27 protein-coding genes and 1 pseudogene are annotated in these 25,210 nt (G+C 66.6%); 15 read left to right on the top strand and 13 right to left on the bottom strand.

Annotated features, from left to right (window positions below; all coding sequences use genetic code 11):
* Positions 1–22 precede the first annotated feature (22 nt).
* On the bottom strand, positions 23–286 hold the full coding sequence (locus tag BM060_RS17690; RefSeq protein WP_009616925.1) for an FmdB family zinc ribbon protein: 264 nt from the start codon (positions 284–286) through the stop codon (positions 23–25).
* Positions 287–502: 216 nt separating this feature from the next.
* Between BM060_RS17690 and BM060_RS17685 the strand changes: the two genes are divergently transcribed.
* From BM060_RS17685 to BM060_RS32520, 3 genes and pseudogenes are all read left to right on the top strand, one after another.
* Positions 503–973 carry a Dps family protein gene (locus tag BM060_RS17685; RefSeq protein ID WP_009616923.1) on the top strand — a complete coding sequence of 157 codons (471 nt, stop codon included), beginning with the start codon at positions 503–505 and terminating at the stop codon, positions 971–973.
* 216 nt (positions 974–1,189) lie between these two features.
* A pseudogene (locus BM060_RS33550) lies at positions 1,190–1,495 on the top strand (cold shock domain-containing protein membrane protein); the annotation flags it as partial.
* 60 nt (positions 1,496–1,555) lie between these two features.
* A complete protein-coding gene (locus BM060_RS32520) occupies positions 1,556–1,786 on the top strand; it encodes a cold-shock protein (protein WP_134163507.1) in 231 nt (76 codons plus the stop codon).
* 935 nt (positions 1,787–2,721) lie between these two features.
* Here BM060_RS32520 and BM060_RS17675 read toward each other — a convergent pair.
* Together BM060_RS17675 and BM060_RS17670 are read right to left on the bottom strand one after the other, a co-directional pair.
* The gene (locus BM060_RS17675) at positions 2,722–2,928 is read right to left on the bottom strand and encodes a SlyX family protein (RefSeq protein ID WP_009616920.1); all 207 of its coding nucleotides are present in this window, start codon (positions 2,926–2,928) and stop codon (positions 2,722–2,724) included.
* A gap of 5 nt (positions 2,929–2,933) precedes the next feature.
* Positions 2,934–3,356 (bottom strand): HIT family protein, encoded by a 423-nt coding sequence (locus tag BM060_RS17670; protein ID WP_009616918.1) that lies wholly within the window; start codon positions 3,354–3,356, stop codon positions 2,934–2,936.
* Positions 3,357–4,067: 711 nt separating this feature from the next.
* Between BM060_RS17670 and BM060_RS17660 the strand changes: the two genes are divergently transcribed.
* From BM060_RS17660 to BM060_RS17650, 3 genes are all read left to right on the top strand, one after another.
* Positions 4,068–5,405 (top strand): OprD family porin, encoded by a 1,338-nt coding sequence (locus BM060_RS17660; RefSeq protein ID WP_074981469.1) that lies wholly within the window; start codon positions 4,068–4,070, stop codon positions 5,403–5,405.
* Positions 5,406–5,565: 160 nt separating this feature from the next.
* Complete coding sequence (locus BM060_RS17655) at positions 5,566–7,281, top strand: proline--tRNA ligase (RefSeq protein ID WP_074981467.1); 1,716 nt, start codon at positions 5,566–5,568, stop codon at positions 7,279–7,281.
* Between the two features lie 8 nt (positions 7,282–7,289).
* Positions 7,290–8,243 carry a hypothetical protein gene (locus tag BM060_RS17650; RefSeq protein ID WP_074981465.1) on the top strand — a complete coding sequence of 318 codons (954 nt, stop codon included), beginning with the start codon at positions 7,290–7,292 and terminating at the stop codon, positions 8,241–8,243.
* 19 nt (positions 8,244–8,262) lie between these two features.
* On the opposite strand, the gene BM060_RS17645 is transcribed toward BM060_RS17650, so the two are convergent.
* Entirely contained in the window at positions 8,263–8,538 is a 276-nt protein-coding gene (locus BM060_RS17645) for an acylphosphatase (protein WP_074981463.1), read from the bottom strand.
* A complete protein-coding gene (locus BM060_RS17640; RefSeq protein WP_043267547.1) occupies positions 8,538–9,008 on the bottom strand; it encodes a TlpA disulfide reductase family protein in 471 nt (156 codons plus the stop codon). Before BM060_RS17640 ends, BM060_RS17645 begins: the two co-directional genes overlap by 1 nt.
* 30 nt (positions 9,009–9,038) lie before the next feature.
* On the opposite strand from BM060_RS17640, the gene BM060_RS17635 reads away from it, so the two are divergent.
* Both BM060_RS17635 and BM060_RS17630 read left to right on the top strand, forming a co-directional pair.
* A complete protein-coding gene (locus BM060_RS17635; protein WP_074981461.1) occupies positions 9,039–10,451 on the top strand; it encodes a PilZ domain-containing protein in 1,413 nt (470 codons plus the stop codon).
* Between the two features lie 177 nt (positions 10,452–10,628).
* Positions 10,629–11,027: a hypothetical protein gene (locus BM060_RS17630; RefSeq protein WP_074981459.1), complete on the top strand. Its 399-nt coding sequence runs from the start codon at positions 10,629–10,631 to the stop codon at positions 11,025–11,027.
* Between the two features lie 3 nt (positions 11,028–11,030).
* Here the strand turns inward: BM060_RS17630 and BM060_RS17625 are convergent, their stop codons facing one another.
* Both BM060_RS17625 and BM060_RS17620 read right to left on the bottom strand, forming a co-directional pair.
* Positions 11,031–11,228 carry a hypothetical protein gene (locus tag BM060_RS17625; protein ID WP_074981608.1) on the bottom strand — a complete coding sequence of 66 codons (198 nt, stop codon included), beginning with the start codon at positions 11,226–11,228 and terminating at the stop codon, positions 11,031–11,033.
* A 158-nt stretch (positions 11,229–11,386) separates the two neighbouring features.
* The gene (locus tag BM060_RS17620) at positions 11,387–12,616 is read right to left on the bottom strand and encodes a YihY family inner membrane protein (RefSeq protein WP_074981457.1); all 1,230 of its coding nucleotides are present in this window, start codon (positions 12,614–12,616) and stop codon (positions 11,387–11,389) included.
* Positions 12,617–12,729: 113 nt separating this feature from the next.
* Here BM060_RS17620 and arsC point away from each other — a divergent pair, with 113 nt between their 5' ends.
* The 3 genes from arsC to BM060_RS17605 are packed head-to-tail and all read left to right on the top strand — an operon-like array spanning position 12,730 to position 14,096.
* Complete coding sequence (gene arsC / locus BM060_RS17615; protein ID WP_074981455.1) at positions 12,730–13,083, top strand: arsenate reductase (glutaredoxin); 354 nt, start codon at positions 12,730–12,732, stop codon at positions 13,081–13,083.
* A complete protein-coding gene (gene wrbA / locus BM060_RS17610) occupies positions 13,080–13,676 on the top strand; it encodes an NAD(P)H:quinone oxidoreductase (RefSeq protein ID WP_064582419.1) in 597 nt (198 codons plus the stop codon). Before arsC ends, wrbA begins: the two co-directional genes overlap by 4 nt.
* Entirely contained in the window at positions 13,677–14,096 is a 420-nt protein-coding gene (locus BM060_RS17605) for a DUF2069 domain-containing protein (RefSeq protein WP_043267557.1), read from the top strand. It abuts the gene before it with no gap.
* 238 nt (positions 14,097–14,334) lie between these two features.
* On the opposite strand, the gene hda is transcribed toward BM060_RS17605, so the two are convergent.
* Complete coding sequence (gene hda / locus BM060_RS17600; RefSeq protein ID WP_009616904.1) at positions 14,335–15,042, bottom strand: DnaA regulatory inactivator Hda; 708 nt, start codon at positions 15,040–15,042, stop codon at positions 14,335–14,337.
* Between the two features lie 144 nt (positions 15,043–15,186).
* Positions 15,187–16,227 carry a DUF2066 domain-containing protein gene (locus BM060_RS17595; protein WP_074981453.1) on the bottom strand — a complete coding sequence of 347 codons (1,041 nt, stop codon included), beginning with the start codon at positions 16,225–16,227 and terminating at the stop codon, positions 15,187–15,189.
* A gap of 215 nt (positions 16,228–16,442) precedes the next feature.
* Here BM060_RS17595 and purM point away from each other — a divergent pair, with 215 nt between their 5' ends.
* The 3 genes from purM to BM060_RS17580 are packed head-to-tail and all read left to right on the top strand — an operon-like array spanning position 16,443 to position 18,881.
* Positions 16,443–17,504: a phosphoribosylformylglycinamidine cyclo-ligase gene (purM, locus tag BM060_RS17590; protein WP_074981451.1), complete on the top strand. Its 1,062-nt coding sequence runs from the start codon at positions 16,443–16,445 to the stop codon at positions 17,502–17,504.
* On the top strand, positions 17,504–18,154 hold the full coding sequence (purN, locus tag BM060_RS17585) for a phosphoribosylglycinamide formyltransferase (protein WP_074981449.1): 651 nt from the start codon (positions 17,504–17,506) through the stop codon (positions 18,152–18,154). Before purM ends, purN begins: the two co-directional genes overlap by 1 nt.
* A gap of 10 nt (positions 18,155–18,164) precedes the next feature.
* Entirely contained in the window at positions 18,165–18,881 is a 717-nt protein-coding gene (locus BM060_RS17580; protein ID WP_074981447.1) for a DUF3108 domain-containing protein, read from the top strand.
* 57 nt (positions 18,882–18,938) lie between these two features.
* Here BM060_RS17580 and BM060_RS17575 read toward each other — a convergent pair whose 3' ends face one another.
* Positions 18,939–19,478 (bottom strand): DUF2058 domain-containing protein, encoded by a 540-nt coding sequence (locus BM060_RS17575; RefSeq protein WP_074981445.1) that lies wholly within the window; start codon positions 19,476–19,478, stop codon positions 18,939–18,941.
* Positions 19,479–19,641: 163 nt separating this feature from the next.
* Here BM060_RS17575 and BM060_RS17570 point away from each other — a divergent pair, with 163 nt between their 5' ends.
* Positions 19,642–20,574 (top strand): aspartyl/asparaginyl beta-hydroxylase domain-containing protein, encoded by a 933-nt coding sequence (locus tag BM060_RS17570; RefSeq protein ID WP_074981443.1) that lies wholly within the window; start codon positions 19,642–19,644, stop codon positions 20,572–20,574.
* Between the two features lie 96 nt (positions 20,575–20,670).
* Here the strand turns inward: BM060_RS17570 and mazG are convergent, their stop codons facing one another.
* From mazG to rlmD, 3 genes are all read right to left on the bottom strand, one after another.
* Entirely contained in the window at positions 20,671–21,504 is an 834-nt protein-coding gene (mazG, locus tag BM060_RS17565; protein ID WP_074981441.1) for a nucleoside triphosphate pyrophosphohydrolase, read from the bottom strand.
* Positions 21,497–23,755, bottom strand: coding sequence for a GTP diphosphokinase (gene relA, locus BM060_RS17560; protein WP_074981439.1), 2,259 nt, complete (start codon positions 23,753–23,755; stop codon positions 21,497–21,499). Before relA ends, mazG begins: the two co-directional genes overlap by 8 nt.
* A 90-nt stretch (positions 23,756–23,845) precedes the next feature.
* A complete protein-coding gene (rlmD, locus tag BM060_RS17555; protein WP_074981437.1) occupies positions 23,846–25,210 on the bottom strand; it encodes a 23S rRNA (uracil(1939)-C(5))-methyltransferase RlmD in 1,365 nt (454 codons plus the stop codon).

The raw sequence follows: 25,210 nt of genomic DNA, 5'->3' as shown, positions 1-25,210 counted from the left end.
GTCTTGGATTCGAGGGAACCGCTCATTCGCCGGCGGCACAGGCGCCCGAGCCGCAGCCCGTGGCGGGGCAGGCGGGCTCGGCGGACGCCAGGTTCTTCTTCGCGCCGGTCTTGAAGTCGGTTTCGTACCAGCCGCCGCCGCTCAGGCGGAAGCCGGGGGCGGAGACCATCTTCTTCAATTCCGGGGCCTGGCAGGCCGGGCAATCGACCAGCGGCGCATCGCTGAGCTTCCGCATGGCTTCCAGCTGATGGCCGCAGGAACGGCATTGGTATTCGTAAATCGGCATCGGGACACCTTGGCTGCTACATGGCCGCGGGCCCGCATCCCGCGGCAAAGGCGCGGATTATAGCCTGAAAAAACCATGACTTGCAGCCGCCCTCCGGCGGCCCCCACGGCGGGCAGTCGATAGAAATCCGCTATCGGAAGCTTTGATTCAAACCAAAAGGCTCCCGTCAAAGCCCGTGCTAGCCTGACCGGGAATTTTCATCAAGAGGAAGACGCCATGGAAATCGACATCGGCATCGCCGAACAGGACCGCGCCGCCATCGCCGAGGGGCTCTCGCGCCTGCTGGCCGATACCTACACCCTCTACCTGAAGACCCACAACTTCCACTGGAACGTCACCGGTCCGATGTTCAATACCCTGCACCTGATGTTCGAGGGGCAGTACACCGAGCTGGCCCTGGCGGTGGACAGCATCGCCGAGCGCATCCGCGCCCTCGGTTTCCCGGCGCCGGGCACCTACGCCGCCTACGCCCGCCTCTCCTCTATAAAGGAAGAGCAGGACGTGCCGGACGCCCAGGAAATGATCCGCCTGCTGGTCCAGGGCCAGGAAGCCGTGGTGCGCACCGCACGCAGCATCTTCCCGCTGGCTGACAAGGCGGCCGACGAACCCACCGCCGACCTGCTGACGCAACGCATGCAGGTCCACGAGAAGACCGCGTGGATGCTGCGCAGCCTGCTCGCTCACTGACACCTCCCCGCCGGGCCCGGCATCATGCCGGGCCCCTCTGCTCGCCCCAGGCGCTAAGCGGTTGATTTGAGAAGGCTATCGGTTTGCTGTTAAATACCGCCCGTGTGCCTCGCGCATAGGCCGCCGGCCTCTTTCAGGTCATTTTCATCGCTGCGAACCAGACCGCACGACCGGCTGCTTCTCTTTACGCTTATCGCTCAAGGTGAATCCATAACCATGCTGAAAATCGTCCACCTGCTAACGGGCGTTGCCGCCCTCGTGTTGTCCTTCGCGCCTTCGTTGCGCGCCGATGCCATTCCCTACCTGCAGAACCCCGACGCCGTCTACCTGGCCCTGCTCGGCCTGACCGCCCTGCTGCTCACCCCCGCCAACCAACGGGTGCAACAGCTGCAGAGCCTGGTATCGGCACTGATCGCCCTGGCCGTGGTCCTGCAGATTCTCATCCTGCTGGCGCCGCTGCCGTCCATCGGCGACCAACCGGCCATCGTCCTGCCCCTGCTGATCCTGGCCGTCGCCGTGGTCCTGCAACTCGCCAGCGGCCTGCAGAAGCGCCCCAGCGCCGGCGCAGCCCCCGAAGCCCCGATCAGCGACGAGAACCGCGAGACCGGCACCGTGAAGTGGTTCAACACTTCCAAGGGCTTCGGCTTCATCTCCCGCGACACCGGCGAGGATATCTTCGTGCACTTCCGCGCCATCCGCGGCGAAGGCCACCGCATCCTCATCGAAGGCCAGCGCGTGGAGTTCTCCGTGGTGCAACGCGACAAGGGCCTGCAGGCGGAGGATGTGATCGCCGCCCTGCCCGGCCGCCGCTGAGGAACGAGCCGAAGCGCCGATCGGCGCATGCTGGTTGCTTGAGACAGATGCCGTTTCCCTCCAGGGGGAAACGGCATTTTTCATTTTTGGCTCAAGAGCGCCCCCTCCCACCCCCGGCTGCGCGCCCTGCCTGGAAGGGAGAGCGGGCTGTTCGCGCCACCGGGGTGTCCGGCGTGGCCGGGGAGTCCAATCGCGGACAAGTCCGCTCCTACGCCCGTGCTTCCCTGTAACCGTAGGAGCAACTGTCTTGCAAGCCGCGCCGGGGTGCTCTTCGTAGGATGGGTTGAGCTTGCGAAACCCATGCGGTCATGGCGATGGGTATCGCTTCGCTCAACACCATCCTACGGGTCTTGTGCTTGCCGGAGGGTGTAGGAGCGGACTCTGTCCGCGATTCGGCGGATAACGCCGTAGGCGTTATGCGCCCTACGGATTTCCAGAGAAACATCCGCGCGCACCGGAACGCCCCTTCAGAAGGCCGAGCGAAACCCGCGCTCAGGAGGTCATGCGACATGGATGTCGCGAGAGCCCCGCGGGCTACAGGGACGTACCCTCGGGGCGGGCCTCCGTGGCGGGGGAGTTCGCGAGGGTAGCCCGACTCTGTCGGGCCCGTATGCGGGGCAAGCCTTTTTGGTTCCTTTTTTGCGGGGGTGGCCTTCCACCGTTTGACAAAAGGGACTCGCCCGAGGGGGCGAAACAAAAAACATCCGAGCACTCGGTGCGGCGCGCTACACCGAGCCCAACCCAAAAAGTCTCTGGATTCCCGCGTTCGCGGGAATGACGGGGGTGTGAGGATGGTGCCGGACTGGCAAGCCACTCAGGACAGCCCCTCTCCCGCTTGCGGGAGAGGGTTGGGGAGAGGGCGCTCTTGACCCCAACACCAACGCCACCGGCAGGCACTAGCCTCCCCCCCATAAACGGCATCCCCCCACCACAACTCAATAATGCGGCGGCGGCACATCATCCTCAGCAATACCGACCTGTCCCTGCAGATCCTCCAGGCGCTTCAGTAGCACCTGCATCTGCAGGCGCAGACGCTCGATCAGCCGCTCCTGCTCATAGACCACGTCGCTCAGCGTCTGCAGAGCGTCATCCTGGAACGCCAGCCGGCTCTCCAGATCGGTTACCCGTTCCTCCAGGCTCATGGCATTCACTCCTCGAAACGAAAGGCGTCGCCCAGGGCCATGCGCAGCTTGCCACGCACCGCCAGCAACTCCTCGGGCGTGTAGGGGCGCGCCGGATGCCGGCCCCAGACGGGGCCCGGCCAGGCCGCGTCGTCGCGGCGGCGCACGATGACGTGCATGTGCAACTGGCTGACCACGTTGCCCAGGTTGGCGACGTTCATCTTGTCGGCCTTGAAAGTGTCCTTGAGCACTTCCGCCAGATGGGTCGCCTCGCGCCACAGCTCCTGCTGCTCGTCCGGCGCCAGTTGGAAGATCTCGCTGACATCGTCGCGGCGCGGCACGAGGATGAGCCAGGGATATTGCGCATCGTTCATCAGCAGCAGGCGGCTCAGGGGAAAGTCGCCCAGCGCGATGGTGTCCTGCTGCAGGCGGGAATCCAAGACGAACATCTGACCTCTCCTGTTCGACCAGTCTTGAAATAGAAGCTTAGCCCCCTCGGGGGAGCGCTGGGCGCGGAGGATACTAGAGGCAGGCGGGGAACGGCAGCCGTCCCGCGGCGGCGCAGCACCCTATTCGTGCACTGCGCCAAATCGGGGCACTTTCCGACAACAGGGAAGCAGGGGTATCTGCTGCCTACGGAAAGGAACCTGACAGGAAAACCCCGGCTTCTCGAACGAACCTGCAACCCCGGGCGCCCACCACGGGACTAGGACGGGCCGCAAATATTCCCGCAACATCTTGAAATCTGCGCGCCAACGGCATACACCGTGCAGCATCCGGAGCGATGGCGAAATCTTCGAGGGAGCGAATCGGGTTTTGAGCACGGATGTTGCTAGATGCTCGCCACCGGGAAGAACAACAAAAGCGCGGATCGCAACTGAGCAAAAAACAACCAGAAGATACGCGACATCACCAAGGGGAAATAAAACAAACAAGCGACTGTCAAGTCGTCGCAAAAGCAGATTCTCAAGATGAGACCTACTTGGAAGCGACACTTGTCATACATGTTTGCGACAGTGCCATAAAGAAACCGTTTGAAGTTTCCGGCAACTATCGCCAAGACAACACGCGTGCTATAAGTTAGCGCCGACAAGAAGAACGAGCCGTCACCGCGGCACATAGTGATGGCAAATAATTTCAAAACCAAAGGAGCAATCACGATGAAAGTGATGAAGTGGAGCGCCATTGCCCTGGCGATTTCTGCAGCCACCTCGCAACTGGCCATGGCCGAAGCCTTCGTCAGCGACCAAGCGGAATCCAAAGGCTTTGTCGAAGACAGCAGCCTGAACTTCCTGGTTCGCAACTACTACTTCAACCGTGACAATAAGAACGGCAGCACCGACCAGCGCGACTGGACCCAGGGCTTCCTGGGTAACTTCAGTTCCGGCTTCACCCAAGGCACCGTCGGTTTCGGCGTCGATGCCTTCGGCTACCTGGGCCTGAAACTCGATGGCGGCAGCGGTTATGGCGGCACCGGCAACCTGCCGGTCCACGATGACGGCGAAAAGGCAGACTCCTTCGGGAAGGCTGGCGCTGCGCTGAAGATCCGCGTATCCAAAACCGAGCTGAAACTGGGTGACATGCAGCCGACCGCTCCGGTATTCGCCGTCGGCGGTACCCGTCTGCTGCCGCAAACCGCCAGCGGCATCAGCCTGATGAGCAGCGAGATCCAGGGCCTCGACCTGGAAGCCGGCCACTACTATTCCGGCACCGGCCAGGACACCACCAACCGCGACGGCAGGCTGACCGCTACCTACGCCTGGTTCGGCGACGAAGACCTGGATGCCCGCACCGTTGATTTCGTCGGCGGCAAATACGCCTTCACCGACAACTTCAGCGCCTCGCTGTACGGCTCCAAGTTCAAGGACGTGTGGAATCAGTACTACACCAACCTGAACTACACCCTGCCGATCGCTGACGATCAGTCCCTGGGCTTCGACTTCAACTACTATCGCACTACCGATTCCGGCAGCGCGAAAGCGGGCGATATCGATAACAACACCTTCTCGCTGGCGGCCGCTTACACCCTCAGCGCGCACACCTTCACCCTGGCCTTCCAGAAGGTCAACGGCGATACCCCGTTCGACTACCTCGGCGTAGGCGACAACAACGCCGGTGGCGACTCGATCTTCCTCGCCAACTCCGTCCAGTACTCCGACTTCAACGGCCCGGGCGAAAAATCCTGGCAGGCTCGTTACGACCTGAACATGGCCGAGTACGGCGTTCCTGGCCTGACCTTCATGACCCGCTACATCACTGGTAAGGACATCGATGGCACCCACATCGACCCGACCAGCCCGTACGCGGCCTACGGTTACGGCGAAGACGGCAAGCACCACGAAACCGACCTGGAAGCCAAGTACGTTGTCCAGAACGGCCCGGCGAAGGACCTGTCCTTCCGCATCCGTCAAGCCTGGCACCGTGCCAACACCGACCAGGCCGAAGGCGACAACAACGAGTTCCGCCTGATCGTCGACTACCCGCTGTCCGTTCTGTAACCAGAACGACCGCAGGTCAAGGAAAGCCCGGCCCCGCGCCGGGCTTTTCCTTTTCCGCGTTCCGCGGCATCCAGCTCCCCCGGCCGCGCCCTGTACGGCGCCAGGCACGCACCGTACAATGCCCGCCTACCTCTGTCTCGCAATCGAATAACGGCCAACCATGCGTACCAGTCAGTACCTGCTGTCCACCCTGAAAGAAACCCCTGCCGATGCCGTGGTGATCAGCCACCAGCTGCTGCTGCGCGCCGGCATGATCCGCAAGCTGGCCTCGGGTCTCTACACCTGGCTGCCGATGGGCCTGCGGGTGCTGCGCAAGGCCGAGACCATCGTCCGCGAGGAAATGAACGCCGCCGGCGCCCTGGAAGTGCTGATGCCGGCCGTGCAGCCCGCGGAGCTGTGGCAGGAGTCCGGCCGCTGGCAGCAGTATGGCCCCGAGCTGCTGCGCCTGAAGGACCGCCACGACCGCGAGTTCTGCGTCGGCCCGACCCATGAAGAGGTCATCACCGATCTGGCGCGCAACGAGCTGTCCAGCTACAAGCAGCTGCCGATCAACTTCTACCAGATCCAGACCAAGTTCCGTGACGAGATCCGTCCGCGCTTCGGCCTGATGCGCGGCCGCGAGTTCATCATGAAGGACGCCTACTCCTTCCACCTGAACCAGGAATCGCTGCAGCAGACCTACGACGGCATGTACGCGGCCTACTGCAAGGTCTTCACCCGCCTGGGCCTGGATTTCCGCCCCGTGCAGGCCGACAACGGCTCCATCGGCGGCAGCGGCTCCCACGAATTCCACGTGCTGGCCAACTCCGGCGAGGACGACATCGTCTTCAGCGACAGCTCCGACTACGCCGCCAACATCGAGAAGGCCGAGGCCGTACCGCGTGAAACCGCACGCGGCGCCGCCACCGAAGAACTGCGCCTGGTCGACACCCCGGACACCAAGACCATCGCCGACCTGGTGGAGAAGTTCGACCTGCCCATCGAGAAGACCATCAAGACCCTGGTGGTCCGCGGCGCCGAGGAAGGCAAGCTGGTCGCCCTGGTGGTTCGCGGCGACCACGAGCTGAACGAGATCAAGGCCGCCAACCAGCCCCTGGTCGCCAGCCCCCTGCAGATGGCCAGCGAAGCCGAGATCAAGGCCGCCATCGGCGCCGCCCCCGGCTCCCTCGGCCCGCTGAACCTGCCGCTGCCCTGCATCGTCGACCGCTCGGTGGCCCTGATGAGCGACTTCGCCATCGGCGCCAACCTCGACGACAAGCACTACTTCGGCGTGAACTGGGAACGCGACCTGCCGCTGCCGGAAGTCGCCGACCTGCGCAACGTCGTCGCCGGCGACCCCAGCCCCGACGGCAAGGGCACCCTGGTGATCCGCCGCGGCATCGAGGTCGGCCACATCTTCCAGCTCGGCACCAAGTACAGCGAGGCGATGGGCCTTTCCGTGCTCAGCGAGCAAGGCAAGCCGGTCACCCTGATCATGGGCTGCTACGGCATCGGCGTCTCCCGCGTGGTCGCCGCCGCCATCGAGCAGAACAACGACGAGCGCGGCATCCTCTGGCCGGCCGCCCTGGCGCCCTTCCAGGTCGCCATCGTGCCGCTGAAGTACGAGACCGAAAGCGTGCGCGAGGCCACCGACAAGCTCTACGCCGAGCTGACCGCCGCCGGCTACGAAGTGCTGCTGGACGACCGCGACAAGAAGACCAGCCCCGGCGTGAAGTTCGCCGACATGGAGCTGATCGGCATCCCGCACCGCATCGTGGTCAGCGACCGCGGCCTGGGCGAAGGCACCCTGGAATACAAGGGCCGTCGCGACAGCGAGTCGCAGAACGTCGCCGTGGCCGACGTGATGAGCTTCCTCAAGGCGAAGATCGGCAACTGAGCAGCGCGATGTCCCGAAGTACCACCCGCCTCAAGGTTGCCGTCCTGTGCGGCAGCCTTGCCTTGAGCGGCTGCGCCAACCAGATGTCGCAGCGCAGCGAACACGAGGAGCGCGTCGAGCGCAAGCTGCTCGACCACAGCCTGCAGATAGACGTCGGCGAGCCCGGCGTCCTGCAACTGCCGCAGCGCCGCGTCCGCGTGCAGGAGCAGAAGACCTTCGAAGTCACCACCTTCGAGGTCACCCGCCGCTACGACCGCTACACGCCCTACCAGGGCTGGCGCGAGTTCTACGAAGTGCCGCTGGGCGCGCTGACCTTCGTCGCCGGCATCGGCGCCAACGTGGTCAACGTGTTCGCCTTGGGCAACCTGCCGGAAAGCGTCACCCGCGGCTGGATCAGCTACGGCATCGACGGCATGAACCCGTTCATGAACGTGCAATCCAACGGCCGCGCCGAGCAGAACCTGGCCAACATCGACGAACAGCGGCGCAACAGGCACACCGAGTATTCCAGCCTGCCCTGGGCCGAGCGCCCGGTGCAGGTGAGCGTCGGCAAGGAGACCCAGGAACTGCTGACCGACCGTCACGGCATCCTGCGCCTGAACCTGCTGGACAGCCCCTTCAGCGACGACGCCGTGTACCGCGCCGGCCGCCTGCAGCTGAGCGTGCGCGATGCCCAGGACAGCGCCCACGCCGAGGCCAGCCTGCTGGTCAGCCCGACGCTGCGGGGCAAGCTGCACGAAGCTCATGCGCTGATCTACGACGACCTTGAAGGCGAAGACGTGCAGCACTGGGTGCACCGCGTCAAGCGCCTGTCCGACCTCGGCCTGGAAGAGGAAGCCAGCGAGCTGGAACAGAGCCTGATCGAGCTGACGCGCAACGATCCGGAGCTGCAGAAGGAATTCCTCCAGCGCCTGCTGAGCGACGCCGGCCGCCTGGCCGCAGACCCCGGCGCCAGCAACTGAGCCCGGGCCGCTGCCGGGCTCAACGCCGCACGATGAAGCCGGTGATGCCCTGGGCCGGCATGTCCTGCAACGCCACGTCCGTCACCCGGGCCTTCTCCGGGCCCTGGTGCAACCACTCGCGCAGCGCGTGGACGGCGCTCTCCTCCCCTTCCATCAGCACCTCGACCCGCCCATCGGGCAGGTTGCGCACCCAGCCGTCGATGCCCAGCCGGTCGGCCTGCTCCTGGGTGCCCTGGCGGTAGTAGACGCCCTGCACGCGTCCACTGACGAAGCCGTGCATGCAGATTCTCGCCATCAGCGCTTCTCCTCCTGCAGGGCCAGCAGGCGCGCCTGTACGCCGCTGGCCGTCTGTTCGCCCAGCATGCGCTCGCGCACCTGGCCCTTGGCGTCGACGATGTAGGTCACCGGCAACGCCTCGCTGCGCGGCAGCTTGAAGCGCGGCGCCGGGTCGTCGGCCAGCACCGTGTAGCGGATCCCCAGGTCTTGCGCGGCCTTGCTCAGCTCGGCGTCACGCAGGCCATCGTAGTTGACCCCCAGCACCCGCACGCCCTTGTCCCGGCTGTCCTCCGCCAGGCGGTTGAGCTCGGGCACTTCCTTGCGGCATGGCACGCACCAGTCGGCCCAGTAATTGATGACTAGCCACTGGCCATCTAGGCTTGCTGTGGGTACCTTCTTTCCATACTGATCGACGCCGTAATCCGCCGAGCAGCCGGCCAGGATCAGGCCGGCCAACAGTCCACTGACAAAACGGAGCCGTACTCCCATGCCTTCAGTCCTCGTGTATGCGGGGTGGTCATGATGCTCTCTGCCCTGCGCCTGGAAGTGCCGGATATTCTCGAAGACAACGGCGACGCGGCGAGCAACCTGTCGGCAGGACTGCTGCAGGCCCGGCGGCTGCCCCTGCACGAAGGCCTGCAGCACTGCCTGGGCGTCCTCTTCAGGCTCAACCGTTGCGCACTGACCTTACTGGAAAGGCAGCGCGCGCTGCAAAGCCTCGCCGAAGAATATCGCCATTACACCCGGCTGATCCGCGCCGAGAAGACGCCGCCGGCCCTCTTCGTGCACCTGTGCGGCGAACTGGCCGCCGGCTTCAAGCGCCTGCTGCTGCAGATACTCAACGGCCACAAGCCCTCGCGCCCGCACCTGGCGTGGTGTCTGTACATGGCCGAGCACTTCCTCGCCCAGGCCCTGCTGCGCCATTACCAGCAGTACCAGCAGCCGCCGGGCTCGCTGTGGCGCGACAGCCACCTGCTGTACTGGATAGGCGAATACCAGCAGTGCCTGGACGAACCCATCGCCGCTGCCTTCGAACCCACCCCGGCCGGAACCCTGCGGGGCCTGTACCAGCAATCCCTGCTGCTGGCGCTGAGCAACCCCTTCCACCTCACCGAGGGCGAGGCTCCGCACCTGTTCAGCGCCCTCGCGCCGCTGGCCGGCCTGGCCCGGCTGCAGGACTGGGACGACGAGGAAGAGGAGCAGGAAGGCTACCTGGTCGACCTCGGCGACGACCGCCCCTGCCTGGGCTTCGACCAGAAGCCCGAGGCACCGCCCGAGCAGTTGCGCCGCCTGGAACTGGGCGCGCTGCTGATCGCCCTGCACGACCCGGCGCCGCTGCGCCCGGCAGCCGAGAGCCTGCTGCTGGAACGTGTCCGCCCGCACTGGCTGGGCCACCAACCGCGCCGCCATACGCGCGCCGAGAAACATGCGAGCTGCCAGTTGGTGATCGGCCTGACGGCCATCCAGGCCCACCTGCTGGCCAGCGCCGCCGGCAGTTGCGAGGCGCAGATGGCCGACGCCAGCCCCGGCGGGGCGCGCATCGTCTGCCAGGGCAGCCAGGCACAGCGCCTGCCGGTCGGGCAACTGCTGCTGATCCTCGACAAGCCGGGCTCGCCGATCCTGGCGATGGTGCGCTGGCGTCACCTCAACGGTGACGGCCTGCACCTGGGCCTGCGCTTCCTCAAAGGCCTGCCACGGCCGGCCTGGCTGCGCCGCACGCCTGACGCACAGCGGCACCCGGCGGTCCTGCAGAGCACCCCGGAACCGGGCAACGGCTGGTACCACGGCATCTGGCTGCCCCAGGGGCAATTCGTCGAAGGCGAGAACCTCTGGCTGCAACTGGCCAGCTTCGACAACCAGACCATCCTCCCGCTGCCCGCGGCCAACCTGACCACGCCCCTGGTCAGCCGGCATCCGCTGCGGCTGGGCTGATGATGTCATTTGGGAAACAGGTCACAGCCAGGATCGCTAACACGCACGTTTTGTGGGCTTGTTGCTCCCTATAATGCGGGGCTTGCGGAAGTTTTCCTTCCGTCAGGCCCTACATCCTGTCAGAACACGCAGGCGCCAAGTACGCCGGCCGAACCCATTCACGGAAGCGACAGACATATGCAGCCCACGGATCAGATCGTCAGCCGGGTGCCCGAACACATAGTGGCCAATGCCAGGCCCCTCGGTACCAGCAACGGTGGGCGGGCTTGCGACTACAACGTCGCCGCCTGGCTGCAGGTGCCGGGCATGGCCCAGCTGCCGGTGACGCTGCTGGCCAGCTACGGCGACGGCGAACGGCAGCACGAGGTGGTGATCGATCACGGCACCCTCAACGCCAGCGGACGCATATTGCTGTCCGGCATCGCGCGGCTGCCGTATCGCTACAGGATCGACAATCTGCAGATCAGATTGCGTTCGGCGGTGGGACTTTCGCGCCTGACGGTGGAAGAACTCTTCGTCCAGGCGGTGGAACAGATCTCCAGCGACCAGCGGATCAACGCCGGCCAGCTGTCGTAGCGCTCAACCCAGCTGGCGGGCGGGTTCGCCGACGGGCTCGGCGGTGCTGGCAGCCTGCTCGTCGAGCGCGGCATGGACGCTGGGCAGCAGCGACTCCGGCCAGCTGCTGAACTGCAGACCGGTGATTCTATTCAGCCGCTCCAGGGCGCTCTGCGGGTCGCGCTGGTGCAGGTGTACAACTTTGTTCAGGTCTTTGTTCATGAAGATGCGGGCCTTCTCGGAACTTCTGGGGAACACCACTGTCCTGAACCGGCTATAGCCAGAAGCGTGCCAAACTTTCGAGGCCCGCGATTCCACGCATTTTCATCTTCGCCCGGCCGCTTCCAGCATTCCGTTTCGCCGCAAACTGACCTTTTACGTCACCTGGAATGTGACGGACTCAACCATTCTGCGAGACTGCCGCCGAACAGCACCTCCCGCTCCGCCTGGTAGCGCTGCAGGGCCTCGCGCAGTGCCGGGTACCAATCCTCCGCCAGGCTGTCCGGCAGCGTCTCCAGGCACGGCAGCGGCCAGGGGCAGCGGTTCAGCAGGCGATGCAGGCTGTAGCTGCCCAGGTCGCGGCAGAGCACCCAGGTATCGTCGCTGCCGCCCGAGCGGCAGACCATCTGCTCGCGCTCGAGGAAGGCCAGCATCTCCTCCCATTCGTCCTCCGGCAGCATCCAGCCGGCGCGGTGCAGGTGCGCCAGGCGCGTCGCCTCGCCCTGGCGCTGGCGCTCGTAGAACACCCGCAGCACGCCCAGCAGCACCAGCAGCCGCGGCAACGCCCTGCGCCGCCACAGGCGCGTCGAGGACAGGTTGCAGACCAGTTCGGCGCCGAACAGCACGATCAGCCAGGACAGGTAGATCCACAGCAGGAACAGCGGCACCGTGGCGAAGGCGCCGTAGATCAGCTTGTAGCCGGGGAACAGGCCGACGTAGAGGCCGAACAGAGACTTGGCCGCCTCGAACAGGAAAGCCGTCAGGGCCCCGCCGGCCAGGGCGTGCAGCGGCGGCACGCGGGCGTTGGGCACCGCAGCGTAGATGAGGGTGAAGGCCGCCACGCTGAACAGCAGCGGCATGAACTTCAGCAGCATGCCGGCACCGGGCAGGGCATGGGGCCCGGAGAGCAGCGACAGTGAAGTGACGTAGGTGGACACCGCGAAGCCGGCGCCCAGCAGCAGCGGCCCCAGGCTGAGGATCGCCCAGTACAGCAGGAAGCGCGTCACCCCGCGGCGCGGCTTGCGCACCCGCCAGATCTCGTTGAACACGCGCTCGATGGTCACCAGCATGCTGAACGCGGTGACCGCCAGGAAGGCCACCCCCAGCCAGGTCAGGTGGCGCGCCTGGACGATGAAGGCGCGCAGGTAGGTTTCCACCGCCTCGCCGGTGGACGGCACGAAGTTGTGGAAGATGAACAGCTGGATGCGCTCGCCCATGCCTTCGAAGGTGGGAATGGCCGAGACGATGGCGAAGGTCACGGTCATCATCGGCACTACGGCGAACAGCGTGGTGTAGGTCAGCGCGGCGGCGTGGCTGCTGACGCGGTCGGCATGGAAACGCTGGAGCAGATAACGCCAGAACTCGATCAGGTTCCGCAGGCGCGGGTGCATGCTGTGTCCTTAAGTCGCAGGGCCGCCGGCCCGGCCGAACGCCGATGGTTCAGCCAACCCTCGGGAGGCGGTTAGAATAGCCGCCACTTTAACGGCCCAGCGAGCCCATGGATATGAGCCAACTGACACTTTTCCACAACCCGCGCTGCTCCAAGTCCCGCGGCGCCCTCGAACTGCTCGAGGCGCGCGGCCTGGCCCCGACCATCGTGCGCTACCTGGAAACGCCGCCCAGCGCCGCCGAACTGCAGGCGCTGCTCGGCAAGCTGGGCATAGGCGCGCGCCAGCTGCTGCGCACCGGCGAAGATGAATACAAGGCCCTCGGCCTGGACGACCCGCAGCTCAGCGACGCCCAGCTGATCGAGGCCATGGCCGCCCATCCGAAGCTGATCGAACGGCCCATCCTGGTGGCCGGCGACAAGGCGGTGATCGGCCGGCCGCCGGAAAAGGTGCTGGAGATCCTGCCTTGAGCGCGCCCTACATCCTGGTGCTCTACTACAGCCGCCACGGCGCCACCGCCGAGATGGCCCGGCAGATCGCCCGCGGCATCGAGCAGGGCGGCCTGGAGGCGCGCCTGCGCACGGTGCCGGCGGTGTCCACCGAGTGCGAGGCTGTGGCCCCGGACATGCCCGAGGAAGGCGCGCTCTATGCCACCCTCGACGACCTCAAGGACTGCGCCGGCCTGGCCATGGGCAGCCCGACGCGCTTCGGCAACATGGCTGCGCCGCTGAAGTACTTCCTCGACGGCACCAGCAGCCTGTGGCTGACCGGCGCCCTGGTCGGCAAGCCGGCGGCAGTGTTCACCTCCACCGCCAGCCTGCACGGCGGCCAGGAGACCACCCAGCTGTCCATGCTGCTGCCGCTGCTGCACCACGGCATGCTGGTCACCGGCATTCCCTACAGCGAACCGGCCCTGCTGGAGACCCGCGGTGGCGGCACGCCCTATGGCGCCAGCCACTTCGCCGGCGCCGACGGCAAGCGCGCCCTGGACGAACACGAGATCACCCTGTGCCGCGCGCTGGGCAAGCGCCTGGCCGAGGTCGCCGGCAAACTGGAGCGCTGAATGGCCCGCAAGAAGAAACCCCTGCCCTCCCTGGAGCACCTGCGCCCGCGCCTGGCCGCGAGCCGCGCGGTAAGCCTGGGCAGCCTGCTGGGCCTGGTCCTGCTGATCCTCACCTGGGGCCTGCTGTTCACCGACGCCCGTGGCGCGCCGGACTGGGTGCCGAAGGTGTGGACCGCGCTCAAGCTGCTGCCGCTGCTGATCATCGCCCCGGGCATGCTGATCGGCAGCGCCCGCGGCCACGCCTGGGCCTGCTACGTGGTCAACCTGTACTTCATCACCGGCGTGCTCAACACCTTCGAGCCGGGCCAGCGCATCTACGGCTGGGCCGAGGTGCTGCTCAGCGTGAGCCTGTTCTGCGCGGCGCTGCTGTACACCCGCTGGCGCTTCCAGTACGAGCGCAAGCTGGCGGGGGAGGATTAGACCCTGTAGGAGCGCGCCCTGCGCGCGATTCGCGGGCAGGGCCCGCTCCTACAGGTGGGTTCGGAGGCGGACCCATCGTAGGAGCGAGCTTGCTCGCGAACAGATTCCGCTGCGGGACCCATTCGCGAGCAAGCTCGCTCCTACGAAAAGCCTCGGCGCAACGTCGTAGGGCGAAGAGCGTACGGCTCCGGATAACTTGCAGCTTATGGCTTGCGGCTTGCAGCTCCCCCAAAGGGGCCTACCAACCCAGGGTTTCCTTGAGGAAGGGGATGGTCAGCTTGCGCTGGGCCTGCAGCGAGGCCTTGTCCAGCTCGTCCAGCAGGTCGAAGAGGAATTCCATGCTGCGCGCGCCGCGGGTGAGGATGAAGCGCCCGACTTCGTCGGTGAGGTGCAGGCCGCGGCGCGAGGCCCGCAGTTGCAGGGCGCGGAGCTTTTCCTCGTCGGTCAGCGGGTGCAGCTGGAAGATCAGCGAGAGGGTCAGCCGCGACTTCAGGTCCGGCAGCTTGACCGGCAGCTCGCGCGGCGGCATCGAGGCCGCCAGCAGCAGACGCCGGCCGGCGTCGCGCAGGCGGTTGAACAGGTGGAACAGCGCCTCTTCCCACTCCGGCAGGCCGGCCAGGGCCTCGATGTCGTCGAGGCAGACCAGCTCCAGCTGTTCCAGGTCATCGAAGATCGCCGGGCCGTATTGCACCAGCTCGGCCATCGGCAGGTACACCGAGGTCTCGCCGTACTGCTCGAAGCGCAGGCAGGCCGCCTGCAGCAGGTGGCTGCGCCCCACGCCCTCGACGCCCCACAGGTAGATGAGGCTCTCCGCCCAGCCGGCGTCGCAGTCGCACAGCCGCTCGACATACCCCAGCGCCGCGGCATTGGTGCCGGGGTAGAAGTTGGCGAAGGTGGCATCGTCGCGCAGACGGATGCCCAGGGGGAGCTGCATAGGTTGTTTCATGCCGGGCGGGGCTTTTCTTCGAAAACGCTTACAGTGAAGCCGTACGGATCAAAAGTGTAACCAAATCATCATTTTGGCGCATCCGAAAAGGCGCCGGAGGCGCAGCATACTGCGAATCCGGCGCCAGGCCCACCCACGGCGTCATTACCAGCGGAAGCGCATGACGTTGCTCGGCGCCGCGGGTTGCGCCGGCAGCGGCTGGCCATTGGCGTCCAGCGCCGGCTGGGCCGGCTCGGCCGGGGCCTCCTGCAGATGCGCCAGGCCCAGTTGGGCGCGCAGCTGGTCGGGGCTGGCGTTGAGGCGGTATTGCAGGTTGTCGCCCTGGGCCAGGACCAGCTTCGCGCCCATCGGGTCGAGCAGCTTCTGCAACTGGGCATAGCGTTCGAGGTTGGCGCCCTGCACCTGCAGGCTCAGGGCGCTGGCCGCGCCCGGCGCGCCGACGAAGCGTGGCGCCAGGCGCTGGCTGACCGCCAGCATCACGGCGTCGGCCAGGGCGTCCGGGCTGTCGCCCTGGGCCTGGCCCTGCTCGCGGGAGTCGCCCAGCCACAGGCGCCATTGCGCCTGCCACTTGCCGCCGTCTTCCTTGGCGTCGACCGCCAGCAGGCCGTCGGCGGAATAGCGCTCGGAGGCGGCGCGCAGCGCGTCGGGCTGCGCGGCGGTGATGTTCTGCGCGGTGCCCACGCCCTGCTCGGAGAGGTCGGCCATCGGCAGCAGCAGCGGCAGGCCGCGGCGCTGGGCGGCGCGATTGAGCGGCGCGGCGCCTTCCTGGCTGTCGCCCACCAGGCTGCTGCCGGCGGCGCTTTCGTTCAGCCACCAGGCCAGCAGGCTCGGGCGGTTGGCGCCCCAGACCGGCAGGCCGGCCTGGCGCAGGGCGTTGTTCACCGAGGTGGGGTCGAAGTCCACCACCAGGGCCAGCGGCGGGCCGTTCTCGTAGCCGTACTGGCTGATCAGTTGCTGCGGGTCCTTGAAGTAGCCGGCCAGCGCGCCGCTCTGGGCGGCGCGGGGGTCGCCGGTCAGGCGCAGCACCAGGGTCTGCAGCGCGCGGGACAGGCCGGCGCTGCGCTCGTCCGGCTGCTGCGAGGCCACCGGCTCATGCACCTGGTAGAGGTTGCCCAGCGCGGCGGCGAAGGACGGCAGGCTGAGCAACGACAGGCAGAGGATCAACAGGCGGGCGGTAAATCGCATGACAGGCTCTCGACGAACGGAATAAGGAAGGGAACGGCACCTGGCAAGCCCTTCCGGAAGGCCTATACCTTAAACAGCCCTCCGGTCAGCGGCAACAGCGCGAGATGGCCGCTGCCGGGCAAGCCTGATAAAATCCCGCGCCTCCCGCGAGGTCGCCGCGAATCCTTCGCGCCGCGGCCGGCAGACGAATCACTCCTTTCTACAGGCCTGGATACATGAGCAGCAAGCAACCCTCGTTGAGCTACAAGGACGCCGGTGTGGACATCGACGCCGGCGAAGCCCTCGTCGAACGCATCAAAGGCGTCGCCAAGCGCACCGCGCGTCCTGAAGTCATGGGCGGCCTGGGCGGCTTCGGCGCGCTCTGCGAGATCCCGGCCGGCTACAAGCAGCCGGTGCTGGTTTCCGGCACCGACGGCGTCGGCACCAAGCTGCGCCTGGCGCTGAACCTGAACAAGCACGACAGCATCGGCCAGGACCTGGTCGCCATGTGCGTCAACGACCTGGTGGTCTGCGGCGCCGAGCCGCTGTTCTTCCTCGACTACTACGCCACCGGCAAGCTCAACGTCGACGTCGCCGCCACCGTGGTGACCGGCATCGGCGCCGGTTGCGAACTGGCCGGCTGCTCGCTGGTCGGCGGTGAAACCGCCGAGATGCCCGGCATGTACGAGGGCGAGGACTACGACCTGGCCGGCTTCTGCGTCGGCGTGGTGGAAAAGGCCGAGATCATCGACGGCTCGAAGGTGGTCGCCGGCGACGCGCTGATTGCCCTGCCCTCCTCCGGCCCGCACTCCAACGGCTATTCGCTGATCCGCAAGATCATCGAAGTCTCCGGCGCCGACATCGAGGCCACCCAGCTCGACGGCAAGCCCCTGGCCGACCTGCTGATGGCGCCGACGCGCATCTACGTCAAGCCGCTGCTGCAACTGATCAAGCAGACCGGCGCGGTCAAGGCCATGGCCCACATCACCGGCGGCGGCCTGCTGGACAACATTCCGCGCGTGCTGCCGGACAACGCCCAGGCGGTCATCGATGTGGCCAGCTGGCAGCGCCCGGCGGTATTCGACTGGCTGCAGGAGAAGGGCAACGTCGACGAGCATGAGATGCACCGCGTGCTGAACTGCGGCGTGGGCATGGTCATCTGCGTCGCCCAGGACCAGGTCGAGGCCACCCTCGCCTCCCTGCGCGCTTCCGGCGAGCAGCCCTGGGTCATCGGCCGCATCGACGCCTGCGCTGCAGACGCCGAACGCGTGGTGCTGAACAACCTGAAAGGCCACTGATGTCCCATCCTTGCAATGTCGTGGTGCTGATTTCCGGCTCCGGCAGCAATCTGCAAGCACTGATCGACAGCCTGGCCGACGGCGCCACGCCGGCAACCATCCGCGCGGTGATTTCCAACCGCGCGGACGCCTATGGCCTGCAGCGCGCCGCCGCCGCCGGCATCGCCACCGAGGTCCTGGACCACAAGGGCTTCGCCGACCGCGAAGCCTTCGACGCCGAGCTGATCCGCCGCATCGACGCCCACGCCGCGGACCTGGTGGTCCTGGCCGGTTTCATGCGCATCCTCAGTTCGGCTTTCGTGCGCCACTACCACGGCCGCCTGCTGAACATCCACCCCTCGCTGTTGCCCAAGTACAAGGGCCTGCACACCCACCAGCGGGCGCTGGAGGCCGGTGACGCCGAGCACGGCTGCTCGGTGCATTTCGTCACCGAGGAACTCGATGGCGGCCCTCTGGTCGTACAGGCGGCAATCCCGGTAGAGTCGCAAGACACGCCGGAGACGCTCGCTGCGCGGGTGCACGCGCAGGAGCACCTGATCTACCCGCTGGCCATGCGCTGGTTCGCCGAAGGCCGTTTGCGCCTGGGCGAGCGAGGCGCCATGCTGGATGGCCAGGCGTTGCCGGCCACCGGCTACCCGTTCCGAACCTAGGAGATTCGCGATGCGTAGAGTCCTGCTGTTCCTGATGGCCCTGCTGACGTTGCCGGCGTATGCCGCCTCGTTCCAGATCAAGCCGTTCGAGGCCAGCTACACCGCGGACTGGAAGCAGATGCCGCTGAGCGGGACCGCGTCCCGCAGCCTCAAGCAAGGCGACGGCGGCAACTGGGAACTCGACTTCCAGGCCTCCATGCTGCTCGCCAGCCTGAAGGAGAGCAGTTCCTTCAAGGTCGAAGGCGACACCTACCTGCCGCAGACCTACCACTGGGCCCGCGAGGGCCTGGGCAAGAACAAGTCCACCGACCTGCAGTTCAACTGGGCGCAGAAACAGGTCACCGGCAGCGACCGCGGCGACGCCGTGCACCTGCCGCTGAACCGCGGCCAGCTCGACAAGTCCACCTACCAGTTGGTGCTGCAGCACGACGTCGCCGTCGGCAAGAAAAGCATGAGCTACCAGGTGATCGAGGGTACCGACACCGATACCTACGACTTCCGCGTGCTCGGCGAGGAGAAGGTCGCCACCCAGGCCGGCCAGATCGACGCCATCAAGGTCGAGCGCGTGCGCGACCCGACCAAGAGCAACCGCAAGACCGTCCTCTGGTTCGCCAAGGACTGGGACTACCTGCTCGTGCGCCTGTACCAGCAGGAGACCGACGGCAAGGAGTACCAGATCATGCTCAAGGCCGGCACCGTCGACGGCAAGCAGGTCAAGGGCTCGTAACCTCGGGCAGGATGAAAAAAGCCGGGCATTTGCCCGGCTTTTTCGTTTCCGCAAGTGTCACCACATGAGGTCGTCGGGCACCACGTAGTCCTTGTACGGATCATCATCATCCGGCTCGCCGCTGGGCTCGTTGAGCAGCACCACGCGGCGCTCGTCGCGCTCCTGGATGCGCAGCGCGGCATCGCGCGGGACTATCTCGTAGCGCCCGTCGTAGCTGACGATGGCCAGGCTGCCGCGGCTGAGCTTGTCGCGGATCAGGGCGTTCACCGCGATGCGCTTGACCTTCTTGGCGTCGACGAAGTTGTAGTAGTCGTCGCCCTCCATCCTGGGCAGGCGGGTGCCTTCGATCAGTTGCTTGATCTGCGCGGCGCGGGCCTTCTTCTCGGATTTCTCCTGCTGCTGGCGGTTCAGCTCCTGGTCTCGGGCCTGCTTCTCGGCCTGGGCCTGCAACGCGGCCTGGCGCTGGCTGTCGTCCTTCTCGGCCTGGCCCTTGTGCTCCAGGCGCTGCTGTTTCTGCTTCTGCTTGCTGGCCTGCTTGGCCTGCTTTTCGTTGACCAGCCCGGCTTTCAGCAGCTGGTCACGCAATGACATGCTCATTGGCTAACGACTCTCCGACAGCCTGCGAATATGACGCAGGACAATTCTGACGTGGCGGAAAATTCAGCGGCGACGCGCGCTGAGGGTATAATCCTCGGGCCTGTGTCGGCGTTGCGCAAGTGGCCGGCCGTTTTTCAGCCAAACAGGGCGGACTCGCCATCCCATGATCAAGCTCCTCGTCCTCGCGATCCTCGCCATCTTCCTCATCGCCATTCTCTACGTGCACCTGCGCGGCAAGGTACGCCTGCCGTTCCTGCGCCAGGTGGTCAACCACTCGGCCTGGTTCGCTCCGTACAACTCGCTGATGTACCTGAACTCCAGCGTACCGTCCAAGCCCTACCTGGACCGTGAGCGCTTCCCGGAACTCGACAAGCTGCGCGACAACTGGCAGATGATCCGCGAGGAAGCCGAGCAGCTGTTCGACGAGGGCTACATCCGCGATGCCCTGAACAACAACGAGGCGGGCTTCGGCTCCTTCTTCAAGAAGGGCTGGACGCGTTTCTACCTGACCTGGTACGACGGTCCCCTGCCCTCCGCGCAGCGCCTGTGCCCGAAGACCGTGGAGCTGGTCAGCAGCATCCCCAACGTCAAGGGCGCGATGTTCACCCGCCTGCCGCCGAACAGCCACCTGAACAAGCACCGCGACCCCTATGCCGGCTCCCTGCGCTACCACCTGGGCCTGGCCACGCCGAACTCGGACAGTTGTCGCATCTTCGTCGACGGCCAGCCCTACGCCTGGCGCGACGGCGAGGACGTGATGTTCGACGAGACCTTCGTGCACTGGGTGAAGAACGAGACGGACGAATCGCGCCTGATCCTCTTCTGCGACGTCGAGCGTCCGCTCAAGTCGCCGCTGCTAACGCGCATCAACCGCCGCGTCAGCGCCTTCCTCGGCCGCGCCACCGCGCCGCAGAACGTCGAGGGCGAGCGCGTCGGCGGGATCAACCAGGCCTACTCGGTGCTGATTCGTATCGGCAACGGAGTAGGTGGGCAGGTGAAGAAGTTCAAGCGGCGCTATCCCAAGGCCTATCGTATTGGTCGGCCGGTGTTGGCGGTGCTGGTGCTGGTGCTGCTGATTCGCTGGATGTTTGGGTGATGCGCTTTTCGTAGGAGCGAGCTTGCTCGCTCCTACAAAGAGCCAGCCCATGAAAAAGCCCCGCACTGCGGGGCTTTTTTCGTAACTCCGGCGAAACTAACCACACCCCAGCGGGTTCTTCTCCTCCCGCTTGGCCTCGCCCCACAGCGCGTCCAGCTCTTCCAGGCCGCACTCCTCGGCCTTGCGGCCCTGGTCGCGCAGGGTGGTCTCGATGTAGCGGAAGCGCCTTTCAAACTTGCCGTTGGCCGCACGCAGTGCGGTTTCCGGGTCGACCTTCAGGTGCCGGGCCAGGTTGACCACCACGAACAGCAGGTCGCCGATCTCTTCGGCCTGGGCTTCGGCATCGCCGTCGGCCATGGCTTCCAGCACTTCGTCCAGCTCTTCGCGCAGCTTGTCCACCACCGGCAGGGCTTCCGGCCAGTCGAAGCCGACCTGGGCCGCGCGCTTCTGCAGCTTGGCCGCGCGGCTGAGGGCCGGCAGCGCCACCGGCACGTCGTCCAGCAGCGACAGTTGCACCGGCTCGGCGGCCTTGGCCGCGCGTTCCTCGGCCTTGAGTTCTTCCCAGCGCTGCTTCACCGCCGCTTCCGCCAGCTTCGCCGCGTCGGGTTCGCCGTACAGGTCGCCGTCGGGGAACACATGGGGATGGCGGCGGACCAGCTTGGCGGTGATGCCGTGGACCACCGCGTCGAAGTCGAAACGCTGCTCCTCGCGGGCCAGTTGGGCGTAGTAGACCACCTGGAACAACAGGTCGCCGGCCTCCTCGCGCAGGTGCTCGAAGTCGCCGCGCTCGATGGCGTCGGCGACCTCGTAGGCCTCCTCGATGGTGTAGGGGGCGATGCTCGCGTAGTCCTGCTTGAGGTCCCAGGGGCAGCCGTGCTGCGGGTCGCGCAGGCGCGCCATGAGGTACAGCAGGTCGTCGAGCTTATACATCCTTGCCACCCGCGCGGTCGCGCCGCGCCTCGATGATGTTGGGCAGTTGCGAGATGCGCGCCAGCAGGCGGCCCAGGGAATCCAGGCCGGGGATCTCGATGGTCAGGCGCATGGTCGCGGTGTTGTCGTCCTTGTCCGAGCGGGTGTTCACCGCCAGCACGTTGATGCGCTCGTTGAGCAGCACCTGGGACACGTCGCGCAGCAGGCCGGAACGGTCGTAGGCGCGGATGACGATGTCCACCGGGTAGGTCTGCACCGGGACCGGGCCCCAGCTCACCTGGATCATCCGCTCCGGCTCGCGGCCGGCCAGCTGCAGCACGGTGGCGCAATCCTGGCGGTGGATGGTGACGCCGCGGCCGAGGGTGATGTAGCCGACGATCGGGTCGCCCGGCAGTGGCTGGCAGCAGCCGGCCATCTGCGTCAGCAGGTTGCCCACGCCCTGGATCTGGATGTCGCCGCGCTTGCCGTGGCCGAGGCGGCTGGGCTTGCGTGGGATGAGTTCGAGCTGCTCGTTGCCGCGCTCCGGCTCCACCAGCGCCTGGGCGTAGTTGACCACGTGGGCCAGGCGCAGGTCGCCGGCGCCTAGGGCCGCGAACAGGTCCTCGCCAGTCTTGTAGTTGGCCTTCTCGGCCAGCTTCTCGAAGTCCACCGGCGGCAGCGCCAGGCGCCCCAGTTCGCGTTCGAGCATGGCCTTGCCGGCGGCGACGTTCTGGTCGCGGGCCTGCAGCTTGAACCAGTGGACGATCTTCGCCCGCGCCCGCGAGGTGGTGACGTAGCCGAGGTTCTGGTTCAGCCAGTCGCGGCTCGGGCCGCTGTGCTTGCCGGTGATGATCTCCACCTGCTCGCCAGTCTGCAGGCTGTAGTTCAGCGGCACGATGCGCCCGTTGATCTTGGCGCCGCGGCAGTTGTGGCCCACCTCGGTGTGCACGCGGTAGGCGAAGTCCAGCGGCGTGGAGCCCTTGGGCAGGTCGATGGCGTGGCCGTCGGGGGTGAACACGTACACCCGGTCCGGCTCGATGTCCACGCGCAGCTGCTCGGCCAGGCCGCCGATGTCGCCCAGTTCCTCGTGCCACTCCAGGACCTGGCGCAGCCAGGAGATCTTCTCCTCGTAGTGGTTGGAGCCGGACTTGACGTCGGTGCCCTTGTAGCGCCAGTGCGCGCACACGCCCAGTTCGGCTTCCTCGTGCATGGCGTGGGTGCGGATCTGCACTTCCAGTACCTTGCCCTCGGGGCCGATCACCGCGGTGTGCAGCGAGCGGTAGCCGTTCTCCTTGGGGTTGGCGATGTAGTCGTCGAATTCCTTGGGAATGTGCCGCCACAGGGTGTGCACGATGCCCAGCGCGGTGTAGCAGTCGCGCATCTCCGGGACCAGCACGCGCACCGCGCGCACGTCGTAGATCTGGCTGAAGTCCAGGCCCTTGCGCTGCATCTTCCTCCAGATCGAATAGATGTGCTTGGCGCGGCCGGACAGGTCGGCCTTGATGCCGGTGGCGGCCAGGGCGTCCTTGAGCTGCTGCATCACGGTGGCGATGTACTGCTCGCGATCCAGGCGGCGCTCGTGCAGCAGCTTGGCGATCTGCTTGTACTGGTCGGGCTCCAGGTAGCGGAAGGACAGGTCCTCCAGCTCCCATTTGATGTGGCCGATGCCCAGGCGGTGCGCCAGCGGCGCGTAGATGTCGAACACCTCGCGGGCGACACGCATGCGCTTCTCCTCGTCGGCGTTCTTCACCGCGCGGATGGCGCAGGTGCGCTCGGCCAGCTTGATCAGCGCGACGCGCACGTCGTCGACCATGGCCACCAGCATCTTGCGCAGGTTCTCGATCTGCGCCTGGGTGCCGAGCACCATGGACTGCCGCGGGTTGAGGCTGGCGCTGATCGCCGCCATGCGCAGCACGCCCTCGATCAGCTTGGCCACCACCGGGCCGAAGCGCTGCTGCACTTCCTCCAGCTTGACCTTGCCCTCGCGGACGCCACGGTAGATCACCGCGGCCACCAGCGACTCCTGGTCGAGCTTGAGGTCGGCGAGGATCTCGGCGATCTCGAGGCCGGTCTGGAAGCTCGAAGTGCCATCGGCCCAGGCGGCATCCACCTGGCTGACGGCCTTGTTCTCGGCCTCGCGGGCGAACTCGCAGGCCTCCAGCAGGACCTTGCGATCCAGCACCGGGACCAGGGTCTGGACGTGGTCCAGCCAGGCCTCGAGGTTGATGCTGCCGTCGGTGTTGACCGGCTGGTGCGCTCTCACCTGTACCATCTTGTCTACCCTTCCCCACGGTGCGCCGCGGCACACCGCTCGACTGCGCCGGCCTTTCTGGCGTGGGCCGGTCGGATTGCGCAGGTCGTCCTAACCTGCCTCGAACAAAGCCATCGCCTCCACATGCGCCGTCTGCGGGAACATGTCGAGGATTCCGGCACGCTTCAGGCGATAGCCCTGACGGGCCAGTTCGCCGGCGTCGCGCGCCAGGGTCGCCGGATTGCAGGACACATAGAGTACCCGCTCGGCGCCCAGTTCACGCATGCCCCGTGCCATCTCGAACGCGCCGTCACGCGGCGGGTCGAGCAGCACGGCAGAAAATCCCTGGGCCGCGTCCCCGGCGAACCAGCGCGCCGCGGACAGCGGCTGCGCCAGGTCGGCCTGGTGGAACACGGCGTTGTCCAGGCCATTGGCCCGGGCGTTGGCCGCGGCGCGCGCGACCATGCTTTGCACGCCCTCCACGCCCACCACGCAGGCGGCGCTTCGGGCCAGCGGCAGGGCGAAATTGCCCAGCCCACAGAACAGGTCTAGCACCCGTTCCGCCGGTGCGGGGGCCAACCAGTCCAGCGCCTGCGCGACCATGGCCGCGTTGACCGGCGCGTTGACCTGGACGAAGTCCCCCGGCCGGTAGGCCAGGGTCAGGTCCCAGGCGTCCAGGCGGTAGCCCAGGCGCCCTTCGCCGTCGGCCGGCGTCGGTTCGCCGTCGCCCTGCAGCCACAGCTGCACATCCCGTGCCGAACAGAAGGCCCGGAGGCGTTCGAGGTCGGCGGCGGGCAAAGCTTCGGTGTGGCGCAGCAGCAGGGCGCAGGCGGTGCCATGGAACAGCTCGACGTGGCCGATGGCCCGCGGCCGCTGGAAGCCCTGCAGCAGAACCGGCAACTCACGGGCCAGCGCCTGCAGTTCGGGCACCAGCACCAGGCAGTCGTCGAAGGCGACGATGGCCTGGCTGGCGGCGGCGCGGAACCCCACTTCCAGGCGCTCGGCCTTGGCATCCCAGCGCACGGCGATGCGGGCCCGGCGGCGGTAACCGAATTCGGGGCCGGCCAGGGGCGCTGCCCAGGCTTCGGGGACGATGTCGCCGAAACGCTGCAACTGCTCGGCCAGGGTGCGCTGCTTGAGCGCCAATTGTTCGGCGTGGGGCAGGTGCTGCAGGGTGCAGCCGCCGCACTTGCCGGCCACCGTGCAGGGCGCGGCGCGGCGCTCCGGCGCGGCGGCCAGGATGCGTTCGCCGCGGGCGTCCACCACCTGGCTGCGCGCGGCCAGCACGCGGGCCTCGACCTCTTCCCCGGGCAGCGCGCCGGCGACGAACCAGGTGCGCCCTTCCAGGTGTGCGATGCCGCGGCCGTCGTGGGCCAGGCGCTCGATGCGCAGGCGCTGCTTCTTGCCCACCGGCACGCCAGCGTTGCGGGCGCCGCCGCTGGGCTGGAAACGCAGCCCGCTTCTTTGCTTGGCCAT

Origin of the sequence: Pseudomonas citronellolis (assembly GCF_900112375.1) — a bacterium.
In the GTDB taxonomy this organism is placed as follows: domain Bacteria; phylum Pseudomonadota; class Gammaproteobacteria; order Pseudomonadales; family Pseudomonadaceae; genus Pseudomonas; species Pseudomonas citronellolis.
The sequence above is the reverse complement of the archived record's forward strand: the minus strand, read 5'-3'. Positions and strand labels throughout refer to the sequence as shown.